The 15493-nt window shown below is 61.6% G+C and carries 14 protein-coding genes; 8 read left to right on the forward strand and 6 right to left on the reverse strand.

Going from position 1 to position 15493, the window contains the following annotated elements:
- Positions 1 to 15: 15 nt before the first annotated feature.
- Positions 16 to 885 carry an acyl-CoA thioesterase II gene (gene tesB, locus HX815_RS24250; protein ID WP_177028997.1) on the forward strand — a complete coding sequence of 290 codons (870 nt, stop codon included), beginning with the start codon at positions 16 to 18 and terminating at the stop codon, positions 883 to 885.
- Positions 882 to 1469, forward strand: coding sequence for an HAD family hydrolase (locus HX815_RS24255; RefSeq protein ID WP_177021504.1), 588 nt, complete (start codon positions 882 to 884; stop codon positions 1467 to 1469). The genes tesB and HX815_RS24255 overlap by 4 nt, the downstream gene beginning before the upstream one ends.
- A gap of 134 nt (positions 1470 to 1603) precedes the next feature.
- On the opposite strand, the gene HX815_RS24260 is transcribed toward HX815_RS24255, so the two are convergent.
- The 3 genes from HX815_RS24260 to HX815_RS24270 all read right to left on the reverse strand — a co-directional run bounded on the left by HX815_RS24260 (position 1604) and on the right by HX815_RS24270 (position 4004).
- Positions 1604 to 2581: a hypothetical protein gene (locus tag HX815_RS24260; protein WP_087693556.1), complete on the reverse strand. Its 978-nt coding sequence runs from the start codon at positions 2579 to 2581 to the stop codon at positions 1604 to 1606.
- The gene (locus HX815_RS24265; protein WP_003215526.1) at positions 2582 to 3472 is read right to left on the reverse strand and encodes a neutral zinc metallopeptidase; all 891 of its coding nucleotides are present in this window, start codon (positions 3470 to 3472) and stop codon (positions 2582 to 2584) included.
- Positions 3473 to 3587: 115 nt separating this feature from the next.
- On the reverse strand, positions 3588 to 4004 hold the full coding sequence (locus HX815_RS24270; RefSeq protein ID WP_008436613.1) for a hypothetical protein: 417 nt from the start codon (positions 4002 to 4004) through the stop codon (positions 3588 to 3590).
- 186 nt (positions 4005 to 4190) lie between these two features.
- Between HX815_RS24270 and HX815_RS24275 the strand changes: the two genes are divergently transcribed.
- Positions 4191 to 5069: a DMT family transporter gene (locus HX815_RS24275; RefSeq protein ID WP_003215531.1), complete on the forward strand. Its 879-nt coding sequence runs from the start codon at positions 4191 to 4193 to the stop codon at positions 5067 to 5069.
- Between the two features lie 5 nt (positions 5070 to 5074).
- Here the strand turns inward: HX815_RS24275 and HX815_RS24280 are convergent, their stop codons facing one another.
- Complete coding sequence (locus HX815_RS24280) at positions 5075 to 6409, reverse strand: MFS transporter (RefSeq protein ID WP_003215533.1); 1335 nt, start codon at positions 6407 to 6409, stop codon at positions 5075 to 5077.
- Positions 6410 to 6663: 254 nt separating this feature from the next.
- Between HX815_RS24280 and quiC the strand changes: the two genes are divergently transcribed.
- Entirely contained in the window at positions 6664 to 8562 is a 1899-nt protein-coding gene (gene quiC / locus HX815_RS24285; RefSeq protein WP_177028998.1) for a 3-dehydroshikimate dehydratase QuiC, read from the forward strand.
- 71 nt (positions 8563 to 8633) lie between these two features.
- A complete protein-coding gene (locus HX815_RS24290; protein WP_177028999.1) occupies positions 8634 to 9299 on the forward strand; it encodes a TetR/AcrR family transcriptional regulator in 666 nt (221 codons plus the stop codon).
- Positions 9300 to 9420: 121 nt separating this feature from the next.
- On the opposite strand, the gene HX815_RS24295 is transcribed toward HX815_RS24290, so the two are convergent.
- Together HX815_RS24295 and aroQ are read right to left on the reverse strand one after the other, a co-directional pair.
- Positions 9421 to 10287, reverse strand: a complete 867-nt coding sequence (locus HX815_RS24295; protein WP_177029000.1) for a shikimate dehydrogenase — start codon at positions 10285 to 10287, stop codon at positions 9421 to 9423.
- Positions 10284 to 10724, reverse strand: a complete 441-nt coding sequence (gene aroQ / locus HX815_RS24300; protein WP_003215541.1) for a type II 3-dehydroquinate dehydratase — start codon at positions 10722 to 10724, stop codon at positions 10284 to 10286. Before aroQ ends, HX815_RS24295 begins: the two co-directional genes overlap by 4 nt.
- A 205-nt stretch (positions 10725 to 10929) precedes the next feature.
- Here aroQ and HX815_RS24305 point away from each other — a divergent pair, with 205 nt between their 5' ends.
- The 3 genes from HX815_RS24305 (at position 10930) to HX815_RS24315 (ending at position 15388) form a co-directional block, all read left to right on the forward strand.
- Positions 10930 to 11451, forward strand: a complete 522-nt coding sequence (locus tag HX815_RS24305; protein ID WP_177029001.1) for an RNA polymerase sigma factor — start codon at positions 10930 to 10932, stop codon at positions 11449 to 11451.
- Between the two features lie 63 nt (positions 11452 to 11514).
- Positions 11515 to 12504, forward strand: a complete 990-nt coding sequence (locus tag HX815_RS24310; protein WP_177029002.1) for a FecR family protein — start codon at positions 11515 to 11517, stop codon at positions 12502 to 12504.
- 133 nt (positions 12505 to 12637) lie between these two features.
- Complete coding sequence (locus tag HX815_RS24315) at positions 12638 to 15388, forward strand: TonB-dependent receptor (RefSeq protein WP_102369949.1); 2751 nt, start codon at positions 12638 to 12640, stop codon at positions 15386 to 15388.
- Positions 15389 to 15493 lie beyond the last annotated feature (105 nt).

A 15493-nucleotide genomic window follows, 5' to 3' on the forward strand; every position in this document is an offset into this window, starting at 1 on the left:
TGTAGGAGATGCTCTATGAGCCAAGTGTTGGAAGATCTGGTGGACCTGCTGACCCTGGAACCGATCGAGGAAAACCTCTTTCGCGGCCGCAGCCAGGACCTGGGCTTTCGCCAGCTGTTCGGCGGCCAGGTGCTCGGCCAGTCGCTGTCGGCGGCCAGCCAGACCGTTGAAGAGGCGCGGCATGTGCATTCGTTGCACGGTTACTTCCTGCGCCCCGGCGATGCGGCGTTGCCGGTGGTGTATTCGGTTGACCGGGTGCGCGATGGCGGCAGTTTCAGCACGCGCCGGGTGACGGCGATCCAGAAGGGCAACCCGATCTTCACCTGCAGCGCTTCGTTCCAGTACGACGAAGAAGGCTTCGAGCACCAGACCACCATGCCTGCGGTGGTTGGTCCGGAAAACCTGCCCTCGGAGCTGGAACTGACCCAGCAGCGTGCGCACCTGATTCCCGAGCACATGCGCGAAAAGCTGCTGTGCCCCAAGCCAATCGAAGTAAGGCCGGTGACTGAGAAAGACCCGTACAACCCGCAGCCGTCCGACCCGGTCAAATACGTGTGGTTTCGTGCGGACGGCGCCCTGGCCGACTCGCCGGCGCTGCACAAATACCTGCTGGCCTACGCTTCGGACTTCGGCCTGCTGACCACCTCGCTGCTGCCCCACGGCAAGACCGTGTGGCAGAAAGACATGCAAGTCGCCAGCCTCGACCACGCGCTGTGGTTCCACGCCGACCTGCGTGCCGATGACTGGTTGCTCTACGCCATGGACAGCCCATGGGCCGGCAATTCCCGTGGGTTCTCCCGGGGCAGCGTGTACAACCGCGCCGGGCAACTGGTGGCATCGGTCACCCAGGAAGGCTTGATTCGTCATCGCAAGGATTGGGCATGAGCCTCAGTGATGTGAAGCACTGGGTGTTCGACATGGATGGCACCCTGACGGTGGCCGTGCATGATTTTGCGGCGATCCGCGTGGCCCTGGATATTCCGGCGACTGACGACATTCTTACGCACCTGGCGGCGTTGCCCGCCGATGAAGCAGCGGCCAAGCATGCGTGGTTGCTTGCGCATGAGCGCGAGTTGGCGCTGGGTTCGGTGGCGGCGGAGGGGGCGGTGGAGTTGGTGCGGGAATTGGCCGGGCGGGGTTATCGCCTGGGCATCCTGACGCGCAATGCACGGGAGCTGGCCCATGTGACATTGCAGGCGATCGGCCTGGCGGACTGCTTTGCAGCCGAGGATGTGCTGGGGCGTGATGATGCGCCGCCCAAGCCTGACCCGGGTGGTTTGTTGAAGCTGGCGCGAGCGTGGGAAGTGGCGCCGCAAGAGATGGTGATGGTCGGTGATTACCGGTTTGATCTGGATTGCGGGCGGGCGGCGGGGACGAAGACTGTGCTGGTCAATCTGCCGGAAAACCCGTGGCCGGAGCTGGCGGATTGGCATGCTGAAGATTGCGCGGTATTGCGCCGGATGATTTAGTCCGGTCGATGAAAATCCAATGTGGGAGCGGGCTTGCTCGCGAACGCGGTGTGTCAGTCAATACATAGGCTGACTGATCCACCGCATTCGCGAGCAAGCCCGCTCCCACATTTTTGATCCGGTTTCTTCAGTGGTTATTGGAACAGTACTTTCTGCCCTTCAGGCGACGTAAACATCTTGTCCCCGTCATGCCCAACCCCCGGCACTTCCACCAGCTTGTGGCCCAACTGCGGGTGCCGCTGCTTGAGGTAGTCAAAATAATTGTGCCCGCGAATCAAGCGATACGCGCCCTGGGTTTCAGCGCCGCAGCTCTTGTCCAGCGCCGGGTGATTCGGGTCGGTGTCCTGCTGGCCCAGCAAGTAAGTGACATTACGCGAAACGTAAGCCTGCTCCAGCTGCTCGGCACTTTGCCCCTTGGCGTAGGCCGGCAGGTTTTGCATGCCGTACTTCCAGTCGTTGAAGCCCGGGCAACTGGCAACATCGAATTTCACCGGACGCTGTGGGCTGAAGTACGCGTAGGACGACGGGTTGGCCACCACATAACGCAGGCTGATGCCCTCGGTTTGCAGCAGCGGGTGATCATGCCCGGTCAGCGCAAAACGCTGCACCACTTGGCCGCCACCGGAATGGCCGGCCACCACGATTTCCTTCAGGTTCGGGAACAGCTTGCGGTTGCCCAGGTGCTTGATGATCTGGTCCAGCGCGCCGTAGGAGCTGATCTGGCCCGGGCCTGTGGACGGCTCGCCGGCCATCCAGTCGTTACTGTTCCAGCGCAGGGTCTGGCTGTCGATCTGGTTGCGCTTGAGGTCGGTCTGGTTGAGGAACTGTGGCGCAATCACCAGGGTATTGGCGTTTTGTCCTGCGGCTTCGGCCGCTTTTTCGCCGCTGTCCAGGTAGGTCATCGCGTTGCGCAAACGGCCATGCACGATGATCAGCGCGCGGGTAACTTGAGGCAGCGGCTGGCGCCAGTCCTGGCTCAAGCCGACGCTCAGGTCGCCGGCATCCAGGTGAAAACGATCGGGACTGACCACCTTGACGCCATGTTCGGCAGCCCAGGTGGAGGAGGAACAGGTGATCAACAAACCTAACAGCAGACCCAGTCGTTTATTCATTTAAAGGCTCTTGGCGGTAAAGGTGTCGCATTGAGTGATCTGGCCCTGGGCGAAGCCGGTCTTGAACCAGCGAACCCGCTGTGCCGAGGTGCCGTGGGTAAACGAGTCAGGCACCACGCGGCCCTGGCCCTGTTGCTGCAAGCGGTCATCGCCAATCGCGTTGGCCGCATTCAGTGCTTCTTCAATGTCGCCGGGCTCCAGCCAGTTCAGGCGCTTTTGCGCACGGTTGGCCCACACCCCGGCGAAGCAGTCGGCTTGCAGCTCCTGGCGCACCAGCAGGCCGCCGTCGCCTTGCATCTGCCGGCCTTGCTGGCGGGCTGCCTGAATCTTCGCCGAGATGCCCAGCAGCGTCTGCACGTGATGTCCGACTTCATGAGCGATCACGTAGGCCTGGGCGAAGTCGCCGGCGGCCTTGAAGCGCTGGGACATTTCCCGGAAGAAATCCAGGTCCAGGTATACCTGTTGGTCTGCCGGGCAATAGAACGGCCCGCTGGCGGACGTGGCGCCACCGCAGGCGGAGTTCACCCGGCCGCGGAACAGGATCAGTTTGGGGTTCTTGTAGGTCAGGCCGTTTTCCTGGAACACCTGGGCCCAGGTGTCTTCGGTGTCGCCGAGTACGGCGCGCACGAAGTCGGCTTGTTCATCATTGGCCGGCGGCGCCTGGCGGGTTTGCGGGCTGACGGAGGGCGCTTGCTCGGTGAGCTGGCCGCTGAGTTGCCCGAGGATCTGCATCGGGTCCTGGCCGGTCAGCCAGCCGATGCCGACGATCAGCACGATGGCCGTCAGGCTCAGGCCCTTGCCACCCCCAAAACGCATGCCACCGCCACCACCGCCGCTGTCATCGCGGGCGTCTACCACGTTGTCGCTGCGTCGGCCTTTTTTCCATAGCATGTGGCAATCCTCTTTATGAACCTGCAGCTCAGTGTTGTTGGTGTGTAGGGTTGGCGCCAGTCCGGCTGTCTGACGATGCTAAACGCTGCGTCGTCCGATCTGTATGAAGCTTGTGTCAGTCGCGGCAATACCCTTCGCCGGTGTCGACGATCAGGCAGTCCTTCTTGTCGGCCAGCCATTTCAGGCCAGTGGCTTCGCCGTCGCCAGCGCTCAGGATCTGCGGGCCGTCCGGGCGTTCAAAGGTGATGCCGTCTTCGGATGCCTGGCCCTTGAAGGTGCCGGAATCGTCGTCATCCAGGCCGTATTTCATGGTCAGTACATAGTGGCCGCGGCCGATGCTGTCGTCCTTGGCGATGGTCAGGTTCAGGCCTTCGACGCCAATCCACTTGCCGACCCATTTGTCGGTGGGCAGCACTTGCGGTACCAATGTTGCCTGGACAGACGGCGGGGCGGGCGCCTTGGCGGTCTCGGCTTGCTTGTCGCAGGCGCTGAGCAGCGTCAGGGTCGAAAGAATCAACAGGGTTTTTTTCATGGTGAGAAGGCCTTGGTTAAAAAACGCGCAGTGGGCGGGGCGGCGTGAAGCGTTGGACTGGAAAACCGCAATTTAGTGCGCTGTTCGAACAGTGTTTGGTTATGCTCTTGAGCGAGGCGCTTTACCCGTTCTAGATTATGCCGCGGTATGCGGCGGTCATTTCAGCCTGCCACTCAAGAGAATGCAATGACCCTCAGTACCCCACTTTCCGGCGTCAACCACCCGCTCAAAGGCATTTTGCTGATTGTGGTGGCGACCTTTCTGTTTTCCAGCCACGACGCGCTGTCCAAATACCTGGCCGGGTTCTACCCGATCGTGATGGTGGTGTGGGCCCGCTACCTGGTGCACACGCTGTTGATGGCCGGGATCTTCCTGCCGCAATCGGGCCTGCGGGTACTGCGCAGCAAACGCCCTTTACTGCAAGTGGCGCGGGCGTTGTGCCTGCTGGGCACCAGCCTGTTCTTTACGGCGGCGCTGCACTTTATCCCGTTGGCCGAAGCCACGGCGGTCAACTTTCTTGCGCCGATCCTGGTCACCGCGTTGTCGGTGCCGCTGTTAGGCGAACACGTGACCCGCGGCCAATGGCTGGCGGTGATTTGCGGGTTTATCGGGGTGCTGATCATTGTGCACCCGGGCGGTGAGCTGTTCACCCCCGCGGTGTTGTTGCCGCTGACGTCGGCGTTGTTCTTCTGCTTCTACCAACTGCTCACCCGCATCCTCAGCAAGTACGACACGCCCACCACCAGCAACTTCTTCGCCGGGTTGTGCAACACCTTGGTGATGAGTGCGCTGGTGCCGTTCTTCTGGCAGGTGCCGAGCCTGTGGCACGGGGTGCTGATGCTGGCGCTGGGCACTTGCGGGATGACCGCACACTTGATGCTGACCCAGGCCTTCCGCTTCGCAGCGCCGGCCCTGCTGGCGCCGTTCGGCTATTGCCAGATCGTGTTTGCGGGGTTGTTGGGCTGGCTGGTGTTCAACCACACCCCGGACCTGACCACCGTGGTCGGGATCGGGGTGATTTGCCTGAGCGGGTTGGCCGCTGCCTGGCAGCAGCGGCGCAGGTAGGAAACTCAGACCTCGACGGTCGGAATCTTGCGCGGCGCCATGAAGTACATCCAGATCAGCGCGATGAAGTACATCGCCGGAATCAGGGTGAACAGCACGGTGTAGTTGTTGTTGGTCACGGTCAGGATATGGCCGACGATTTGGGTCATGAACATCCCGCCGATGGCCGCGCACATGCCGCCAAAACCAAACACCGTACTCATCATGTGCTTGGGCGTGTAGTCCATCACCAGGCTCCAAATGTTGGCGGTCCAGGCCTGGTGCGCGCCAATGGCCAGGGAAATCGCAAACACCGCGACCCACAGGTGGCTGGAGCCGGCGGCCATGATCACTCCGACGATGCAGCAGGCAAACAGCAACATCGACAGCAGCCGCGCCTTGATCGGGTTCATCCCGCGTCCGATCAGGAACGAAGACAGGATCCCGCCGCCGATGCTGCCGAAGTCCGCCGTCAGGTAAATGATGATCAGCGGGATGCCCATCTGGGTCACGTTGATGCCCAGGTTGTATTGCTGATTCAGGAACGGCGGCAGCCAGTACAGGTAGAACCAGAACACCGGCGCGGTCATCGAGTAGGCGAGGGCGAAGGCCCAGGTGCCGCGCATGCGCAGGATCCGGCTGAACGGTACGCGGGGTTGTTCCGGTTCGACTTCCTGTTGCACGTAGTCCAGTTCCGATTGCTTCACGCTTGGATGGTCTTCCGGGTTGTAGTACTTCAAGCCCCAGAGCACCAGCCAGATCCCGCCCAGTGCCGACATGCACAGGAACGCCGCCTGCCAACCCCACACGTGGAGGATCAGCGGCAGCAGCATCGGCGTCATCATCGCGCCGACGTTGGTGCCGGCGTTGAAGATCCCGGTGGCCACGGCACGCTCGCCAGCGGGGAACCACAGGCGGGTGGTCTTGACGCAGGCCGGGTAGTTGGCGGCTTCGGTCAGCCCGAGAATGAACCGGCAGACCATAAAGCCCACCGCCGAGGTGGCCAGGCCATGGGCGCCGGTGGCCAGGCTCCACAGCAGCACTGCGCAGAAGAACACGCGCTTGACGCCGACCCGGTCGATCAACCGGCCTTGCAGCACAAAGCCGATGGCGTAACCCACCTGGAACCAGAAGTTGATGTTGGCGTAGTCCATCGCCGTCCAGCTCATTTCCTTGGCCAGGATCGGTTGCATCACGCCGAGGGCGGCGCGGTCGATGTAGTTCAGGGTGGTGGCAAAAAACACCAGGGCCAGCATGCCCCAGCGGGTTTTACCGACAGCCATGGCGCCACGGATTTTGTCACCGATGCCGCTATGGGGATTGCTGTGGCCCACGGCCACGGCGGGATTTTGCGAAGGCATGAGGAAGTACCCGTTTTTTTGAAATTTTTATGGTGTGTTCAGGGTCTTGGTTAACCGAGGCCGCTCAATGGAAGCGGGGCTCAATGTGCTGTCGATGGTGCGCAGCGGCTAAAAAATCGTCAATTCGCCGATTGCCATTCTGTTCGATAATCGCCCATAAAACTAACCGGTTCGTACATTTCAATTGCTGTGATGAACCTGGCGGCCAATAATTTGCCGTAAACAAGACATGCCTCAATGCCGGGAGTCGCCCCATGCAACGCTCCATCGCCACCGTTTCCTTGAGCGGAACCTTGCCGGAAAAACTCGAAGCCATCGCGGCTGCCGGGTTTGATGGCGTGGAAATCTTCGAAAACGATCTGCTGTATTACGACGGCAGCCCGCGTGAAGTTAGGCAAATGTGCGCCGACCTCGGCATTGCCATCACCTTGTTCCAGCCGTTCCGGGACTTTGAGGGCTGCCGCCGCGACCGCCTGGCACGCAACCTGGAGCGGGCCGAGCGCAAGTTCGACTTGATGCAGGAGCTGGGCACCGACCTGGTGCTGGTGTGCAGTAACGCGTCAGCCGATGCCGTGGGCGATGAAAGCATTCTGCTGGATGACTTGAGCCTGCTGGCCGAACACGCTGGCCGCCGGGGCTTGCGCATCGGCTATGAAGCGCTGGCCTGGGGCCGGCACGTCAACACCTGGCAGCAGGTGTGGAACCTGGTGCGCAAGATCGATCATCCGAGCCTGGGCGTGTTGCTCGACAGCTTCCACACCCTGTCTCTCAAGGGCGACCCGAGTGCGATTGCCGAGATTCCCGGCGACAAGATTTTCTTTGTGCAGATGGCCGATGCGCCGATCCTCGCGATGGATGTACTGGAATGGAGCCGGCATTTCCGCTGCTTCCCAGGCCAGGGCGAGTTCGACCTGGCGGGCTTTCTCGCCCCGATCATCAAGAGTGGCTACACCGGGCCGTTGTCCCTGGAAATCTTCAACGACGGCTTCCGCGCCGCGCCGACCCGGGCGAATGCCGCCGACGGCCTGCGCTCGCTGCTGTACCTCGAAGAGAAAACCCGCCAGCGATTGGAGCAAGAAGCGACGCCGGTCCCCGAGATCCTGTTTGAAACCCCGGCCGCCAGCGAATACGACGGCATCGAATTCCTGGAATTTGCCGTGGATGAAAACCTCGGTGCCAAGCTCACTTCATGGCTGGAGCGCCTGGGCTTCGTCAAGGCCGGGCAGCATCGATCCAAGAGCGTCAGCCTGTTGCGCCAGGGCGATATCAACCTGATCCTCAATTGCGAACCCTATTCCTTCGCCCATAACTTCTTCGAGGCCCACGGCCCGTCGTTGTGCGCCACGGCGATCCGGGTAAAGGACAGCGCCAAGGCCCTGGAGCGGGCGGTGGCCTACAAGGGCCAGCCGTATCGTGGGCTGGTCGGCCCCAACGAGCTGGAGCTGGCAGCGGTGCGCGCACCGGATGGCAGCCTGATCTACCTGGTGGACCAGCACGAAGGCGGCCTCTACGACACCGACTTCAACCTGCAACCGGCGAACGCCGCCAGCGGCGGCCTGCTGCGCATCGACCACATGGCCATGGCCTTGCCCGCCGACAGCCTCGACAGTTGGGTGTTGTTCTACAAAAGCTTGCTGGATTTCGAAGCCGACGACGAAGTGGTGCTGCCGGATCCCTATGGCCTGGTGAAAAGCCGGGCACTGCGCAGCCGTTGCAGCTCGATTCGCCTGCCGCTGAATATTTCCGAGAACCGCAACACCGCGATTTCCCACGCGCTGTCGAGCTATCGCGGCTCGGGCGTGCACCACATTGCCTTCGACTGCGCGGACATTTTCGCCGAGGTCAGCCGGGCCAAGGATGCGGGCGTGCCGCTGCTGGATATCCCGCTGAACTATTACGATGACCTGGCGGCGCGGTTTGATTTCGATGACGAGTTCCTCAGCCAGCTCGCGTATTACAACGTCCTCTACGACCGCGATGCCCAGGGCGGTGAACTGTTTCACGTTTATACCGAACCGTTCGAGGGCCGGTTTTTCTTCGAGATCATCCAGCGCAAGAACGGTTACGCCGGCTACGGTGCGGCCAACGTGGCGGTGCGCCTGGCGGCCATGGCCAAGTCCCGCAGCGGTGCGGTGCGCCAGGCCAGGTTGTAAGGTGCCGGCGCTTCCTTCGGCGTGCGGCGCGGCCCATAATCAGCGCCTGCACCTAAGGCCGTGAGCGCACCATGACCCTGACCTCCGAGCTTCCCGCCGCGGCCACCGCACCGCGCAAGAGCCGCAAGAACAACCCGGAAAAGACCCGCGAGAACATTCTCCAGGAAGCCATCGTCGAGTTTGTCACCCAGGGCCTTTCCGGCGCCCGGGTGGACGCGATCGCGGAGCGTATCCAGACCTCCAAGCGCATGATCTATTACTACTTCGGCAGCAAGGAGCAGCTCTACGTCGAGGTGCTGGAGAAACTCTACGGCGACATTCGCAACACCGAGACACGGATGAACCTGACGGCCCTGGAGCCCCGGGAAGCGATCCGCCGGCTGGTGGAATTCACCTTTGATCACCACGATCAGAACGTGGATTTTGTGCGCATCGTGAGCATCGAGAACATCCACAACGCCGAGTATGTAAAGCAGTCGACGTCGATCAAGGCGATGAACAGCAACATCCTCGAGGCCCTTGGCACCACGTTGCGCCGGGGCGCGCAGATGGGGCTGTTCCGCGAAGGGCTGGAGCCGCTGGACGTGCACCTGCTGATCAACTCGTTCAGTTTTTACCGGGTGTCGAACCGCCACACCTTCAGCGAGATCTTTCAGATCGAGTTGTCGGACGAGGCGGTCAAGCAGCGGCATCGGGCGATGATCTGCGAGTCGGTGTTGCGCTACCTGCAGGCTTGAGTTCAACACCGAGCAAAATGTGGGAGCGGGCTTGCTCGCGAATGCGGTGGGTCAGTAAAACATCCGGTGGCTGACACTCCGCATTCGCGAGCAAGCCCGCTCCCCATTTTTGATCCGGTTTCTACAGTTGGGTGGTCATGCTCTGGAAGTGCGCGAGCATGCGCTCTGCATCCGCCACTTCGCCAGTGAACAACTCAAACGCCTTCACCGCCTGAAACACCGCCATGTTGCCGCCATCCAGGGTGAGGCAACCCAGGGCGCGGGCGTTGCGCAGCAGTTCGGTTTCCAGTGGGAAGTAGACGATCTCCGCTACCCACAAGTCGGCGCGCAAGGTGTGCAGCGGCACCGGCATGCCCGGCAGCTTGGCCATGCCCATTGGCGTAGTATTCACCAGGCCATCGGCTTCGGCCATGGCGCTTTCCAGGTCATTGCCGGCCTGCGCCCGGCCGGCACCGAAATGCTGGTTTAGGTTGTCTGCCAGGCTGCGGGCACGTTCGGCGTCCATGTCGAAAATACTCAAGCGTTCCACGCCTTCACCCAGCAGCGCATGGGCGACTGCCGCCCCGGCGCCGCCCGCGCCCATCTGCACCACGAACTTGCGAGCCACATCACTCAAGCCCCGGCGAAAGCCTTCGGCAAAGCCCAGGCAGTCGGTGTTGTGGCCGATGCGTTTACCGTCGCAAAGCACCACGGTGTTCACCGCGCCGATGCCCCGCGCTTCGGGCGACAATTCGTCCAGCAGCGGCAGGATCGCCTGCTTGCACGGGTAGGTGATGTTCAAACCGGTGAAGTTCATCTGTTCGGCCGCCATCAACAGGTCGGGCAGGGCGCGGGTATCCACCTGTAGCCGGTCGAGGTCGATCAGGCGATAGAGGTAACGCAGGCCCTGGGCATCGCCTTCATGCTCATGCAGGGCCGGGGTGCGGGAAGCCTGGATGCCGGCGCCTATCAGGCCGGCCAGAATTCGACGTTTGGACACCGCGCTCATCCCTTCAAGTTCTTGCTGAAGTGTTCGAGGGCGAGGTGATAACCGTGGCTGCCAAACCCGGCCAGCACCGCCTTGGCAATCGGCGACACGAACGAGTGATGACGGAACGCTTCCCGGGCATGCACGTTGGACAAATGCACTTCGATCACCGGTACTTCACTGGCCACCAGTGCGTCGCGGATCGCCACCGAAGTGTGGGTCCAGGCTGCCGGGTTAATCACGATGCCGGCGCAACGGGCGCGGGCGCCGTGGATCCAGTCCAGCAATTCGCCTTCGTGGTTGGTCTGGCGGAATTCGACTTTCAACCCCAGCTGTTCGGCGCTGCGGCCACACAGGGCGGCAAGGTCGGCCAGGGTTTCGTGGCCATAAGTGGCGGGCTCGCGAGTGCCGAGCAGGTTGAGGTTGGGGCCGTTGAGCACCAGCACGATGGGCGGCATAGAGGGTTCTCCACTGTTGTTTTTATGTATGTCGATAAAATGTACTGAATGGTTAATTTGGTCAATCGCGTGGGTGGGAACCGTTCGATTACCGAACGCAGAATGAAAACCACCGTTGTGTGGATCAGAGTTGATATCAATTGAAAATCATTCTCGACAACGCTTAAGATGCCCGCCTGTTTCCTTAACATTCCAGGGAGTCGGTTTGTCGGACGTGGATCTCAAAGGCCTGTTTCTCAAGCACGCCGATACCCTGCGCGGGTATCTCGCACGCAAGGTACGGGACCCGCAGTTGGCCGCAGACCTGGTGCAGGAGAGTTTCCTGCGCCTGGCGCAAAAGCCGGCCGGCGAGCGCATCGACAACTCCCAGGGCTATCTCTATCGCACGGCCGGCAATCTGCTGATCGACCATATCCGCCAGGAGGCGCGGCGCAAGACCGACTCCGTGCCCCATGAGGCGCTGGCCGAGATTGAAGATGAAATGGCCGGGTTGGAGGCTCAGGCGATGGCGCAGCAACAGCGGCAGGCATTGAAGCAGGCACTGGCGGAATTGCCGGAGCGTACCCGGCAGATTTTCCGTCTCAACCGGATCGAGGGCATGACCCATGCCCAGGTCGCACGGCACCTGGATATTTCCGACAGCTCAGTGCAAAAGCACCTGGCCAAGGCGCTGGCGTATGTCATGCAGCGTTTGCAGGAAGGTGAGGCGGGGCCATCCGACGAATGAATTACCGACAAACCCGGGGTCAGACGTCACAGCGTTATATAACGAAAAATTCGAGATTCACACGTGAATAGCCCGGGTCCGCAACAGCACAGCATTACCGAGGCGGCTGCCGATTGGGCGGTGCGCCTGCACGCCGGCGCCCTGACTGATCAGGAGCAGGCCGAGCTGCGCCAATGGATCGCCAGAGACAGCCGCCATGAAGCGGCGCTGCGTTTTGCCGAGCAGACGTGGGCGGCGCTGGGCGAGGTGCATCGCGATGAGACGGTGCATCGCCAGCGGCCGCCCGCTACCGCTGCGCCGGTGCGCGGCCCTCGTCGGCGCAGGCCGTGGCGCATGGCGGCGAGTGTTGCGCTGTTGCTGGTGGTGGCGGGCGTCGGCTGGGTGCGCGGGCCTGAGGCGCTGCTGCAGATGCAGGCCGATTACTTCACCCAAAAAGGCGAAGTGCGCACCGTGCACCTGGCGGACGGCAGCAGCGTGCAACTGGATTCTGCGAGTGCGATCAAGCTGGATTTTGACGGTGTGCAGCGGCGCATCAGCCTGATCAAAGGCTCGGCGATCTTTGATGTGGCGCCCATGGCCGGTGAGGAAAAAAGGCCGTTCGTGGTGCACAGCGCCAGCGGGCAAACCCGTGCCCTGGGCACGCGGTTTGTGGTCGAGCGTGAGGACGACCGGCAGGCCTGGGTCGGAGTGTTGCAGCACAGTGTGGCCGTCACGCTGCAGGCGCTGCCGCAGAAAGCAACTGTGCTCAAGGAAGGCCAGGCTGCGCGCTACAGCCCGGAGAACGGCGTGGTCGCCCTCGACGACTTCGACCTGGAGCGCGCCACCAGTTGGCGTCGCGGTGTGCTGATCTTCGACCGCTTGCCGCTGGCCAAGGTCATCGAACAGCTCAACCGCTACCGGCCGGGCAAGGTGGTGCTGACCAATGCCGACCTCGGCACCCGTGAAGTCAGCGGCGTGTTCCGCCTCGATATGCTCGACACGGCCCTCGGCACCCTGACCGAAGAATTACAGGTGCAGCGCTTTGATCTGGCGGGGCTGAGCCTGATCTATTGATGGGGCGCCGGGCCCCGTTTACGCCCTTTGAAAAAACTTTCAAAAAAACCTTACTGAGTTCCGACGCCTGACACGTCCTGTTAAGTGAGAAGTATTCGCATAAACAAGAATGGTCAGCGAAGGGATAACGTCGATGTCTGCAATCACCAAGGGGCGCAACACCGGTAGCCGGTTGGCCCTTGCCATCCACCTGGGGCTGTTAGCCTCCGCCTGCCAGGTGCAGGCCGCCGAGGCGCCAGTCGGTGAATCACAGCCTGTCACGTTGACGTTTGATATTGCGGCGCAACCCTTGGGCCTTGCCGTACTGACGTTCGCCGACCAGGCCGGGTTGCAAGTGTTGTTCGACAGCGCGCGCCTGCAAGGCCTCACCAGCACCGCGCTCAAGGGCCGTTACAGCGCCCAGGAAGGCCTCGGCCGATTGGTGGGCAGTGCACCGGTGGAATACCGCTTTACCGGGGACCGGCAGGTGACGCTGACTCGCGTCGGCGCCGACCATGACGGTGCGCTGACCGTGGGCACCACCACCATCACCGGCAACACCAACGGCAAGCCAAGCGACTGGGTGTACGACACACCGCGCTCGGTGGCCGTGATCAGTCGCGAGCAGATCGACAAACGCCCACCACGCCACGCCGCCGACATGCTCGAAGAAACCGCCGGCGTGTACACCGCCGTCAACCAGCGTGACCCGGGCCTGTCGGTGAACATCCGCGGCGTGCAGGACTACGGCCGGGTCAACATGAACATCGACGGCATGCGCCAGAACTTCAACGTCAACGGCCACCAGCAGCGCAACGGCACGATGTTGATCGACCCGGAATTCATCTCCAGCATCGAAATCGACAAGGGCAGCCAGTCCGGGCAGGGCGGTGCTGCCGTGTTGGGCGGGATTGCATCCTTCAAGACCCTGGAGGCCAGTGAGTTCCTGGCCGATGGCAAGGACTATGGCGGGCGTCTGCGTGCCGGTAGCGGGATTGGTGAACTGGGTAACGGCACCTATTTCAACGGCAGCGGTGTGTTTGCCTTTGGCGACGAGCGCGGCGACGTGCTGCTGGGGTACAGCGAACGGCATTTTGGCGACTACCGCGCCGGTACTCACAACGACCAGAAACTGGGTACTCATTTGCGCGCTCGTGACTCCCAGCCTGCGGCCTTCGACGATTGGCTGAACAGTGAGGTCGGTGACACCGGCAGCGTGACCCGCTCGCAAATCGTCAAGTTCGGCCTGAACCTGCCCAATGACCAACGGGTGCAACTGAGCTACCTGGAAAGTGACAGCGACAGCAATGACGCGTGGGCCTACACCGCCCCGGATAACCAGAGCGTGTACTACCAGCGCGTCAGCAAGAACAACCTCAATGCCAGGAACGTCGGACTGGATTATCGCTACACGCCGGATAACCCGCTGATCGATTTCAAGGCCAAGGTCTACTACGTCACCACACAGATGGACCGGGACAATGCGCCCAACACCGCGTCGCTGACCTCCGGCAACTATGTGGCGGGCTACACGGATCATTTTCAGACCGATACCTGGGGTGTACAGGGCGACAACACATCGCGGTTCGACTTCGATGCGTTGGGGCATGTGAGTTGGAACTACGGCGTGGAGGTGTATCAAGACAAGTTCAAGCCCAGTACCAACAAGGTCGAGGCCACCAACCTTTCCGGCCTGTTGCCTTACGTTGAAGGCGGGACGCCCGGTGGCAAACGCACCATCGCCAGCCTGTTCAACAACCTGCAGTACGAATATGGCGACTGGCTGACGCTGGATGCGGGCTTGCGGTACGACCGCTATCGGCTGGAAGGGGTCACCGGGATGACGCTGTACCGGCGCGATCGGTTCTACAGCAGCACGGTAGGTGCCAAGCGTGTCGAGGAGGTTTTCGACATTGATAGAGAAGAGGGCCAGTTCTCTCCCACGTTCGGTATCGGCATAAAGCCGGGGCTGGACTGGATGCAACTCTACGCCCGCTGGGGCAAGGGCTGGCGCCCGCCGGCGGTAACGGAAACCTTCATGACCGGGCGTCCTCACGGTGGCAGCTCATCAGAGCGGGTGTTTCCCAACCCGTTCCTGAAACCCGAAGAGTCGCGGGACTGGGAAATGGGCGTGAACGTATTCAAAGAGGGACTGCTGTTCGGTGACGACCGCCTGGGCATGAAGGTGGCTTACTTCGATACCCGGATCGAGAACTTCTCTTTCCTCAATCACAGCGTCAGTTTGCCGGAGACCTCCGTCGGCGGTTTTCTCGGCACGATGGCGTACGTCAATAACACCAACCCCACGCGCTTTCGGGGGGTGGAGTACCAGCTCAACTACGACATGGGGCGGGCGTACGCCAACCTTAGTTACACCCACATGATCGGCAGTAATGAGTTCTGCTCGAAGAACTATTACATGGGCGGGGCGAAGAAGAACGGGCCGTCCACCACACGCTATGAACGCTACACCCGGCCAAACGGCACGACCGGCCTGCGCCCGGTGACCACGTATGAGGTGCTGGACGACGATGTCGCCAACAACAAGGAAAGCTGTGGCCGGATCATGGGCAACGCCACCTATATGCCGGCTGATCGCGGCTCGCTGACCCTGGGCGCGCGCTTCCTGGAAAAGCGACTCGATATGGGCGTCCGCGTGCGCTACAGCTCAGGCAATGGCGAGAACCTCGACTCACAAGGTTATGACTTCATCGACCAGGCGCTATGGCCCCAGTACACCCTCTATGACCTGTACGCCAGCTACTGGATGACCGACCAATTGAACATCGCCCTGGCGCTGGAAAACGCCACCGATGAGGCCTACTTCGTTGCCATGGGGGACGCCAATAACCTGAGCCTGGCGCGCGGGCGAACGTTGAGCGGGATGCTCGAATACAAGTTCTGATCAAGGTGCCACGGCACTTTATCAACCAACGGTTTTGCCCAAGGGTGGGCAAAAAGTGCGCTGTATGAGCGTGCTGATCAATCGTGTTGTTTATAACGAGGTTAA

Source organism: Pseudomonas sp. E6002 (genome assembly GCF_013385565.1).
Taxonomy (GTDB): domain Bacteria; phylum Pseudomonadota; class Gammaproteobacteria; order Pseudomonadales; family Pseudomonadaceae; genus Aquipseudomonas.

Coding starts and splice junctions, on each gene's coding strand:
- HX815_RS24315 (WP_102369949.1), top strand. CDS start 12,638: ATGTCTGCAATCACCAAGGGGCGCAACACCGGTAGCCGGTTGGCCCTT.
- tesB (WP_177028997.1), top strand. CDS start 16: ATGAGCCAAGTGTTGGAAGATCTGGTGGACCTGCTGACCCTGGAACCG.
- HX815_RS24270 (WP_008436613.1), bottom strand. CDS start 4,004: ATGAAAAAAACCCTGTTGATTCTTTCGACCCTGACGCTGCTCAGCGCC.
- HX815_RS24295 (WP_177029000.1), bottom strand. CDS start 10,287: ATGAGCGCGGTGTCCAAACGTCGAATTCTGGCCGGCCTGATAGGCGCC.
- quiC (WP_177028998.1), top strand. CDS start 6,664: ATGCAACGCTCCATCGCCACCGTTTCCTTGAGCGGAACCTTGCCGGAA.
- HX815_RS24275 (WP_003215531.1), top strand. CDS start 4,191: ATGACCCTCAGTACCCCACTTTCCGGCGTCAACCACCCGCTCAAAGGC.
- HX815_RS24260 (WP_087693556.1), bottom strand. CDS start 2,581: ATGAATAAACGACTGGGTCTGCTGTTAGGTTTGTTGATCACCTGTTCC.
- aroQ (WP_003215541.1), bottom strand. CDS start 10,724: ATGCCGCCCATCGTGCTGGTGCTCAACGGCCCCAACCTCAACCTGCTC.
- HX815_RS24265 (WP_003215526.1), bottom strand. CDS start 3,472: ATGCTATGGAAAAAAGGCCGACGCAGCGACAACGTGGTAGACGCCCGC.
- HX815_RS24280 (WP_003215533.1), bottom strand. CDS start 6,409: ATGCCTTCGCAAAATCCCGCCGTGGCCGTGGGCCACAGCAATCCCCAT.
- HX815_RS24255 (WP_177021504.1), top strand. CDS start 882: ATGAGCCTCAGTGATGTGAAGCACTGGGTGTTCGACATGGATGGCACC.
- HX815_RS24290 (WP_177028999.1), top strand. CDS start 8,634: ATGACCCTGACCTCCGAGCTTCCCGCCGCGGCCACCGCACCGCGCAAG.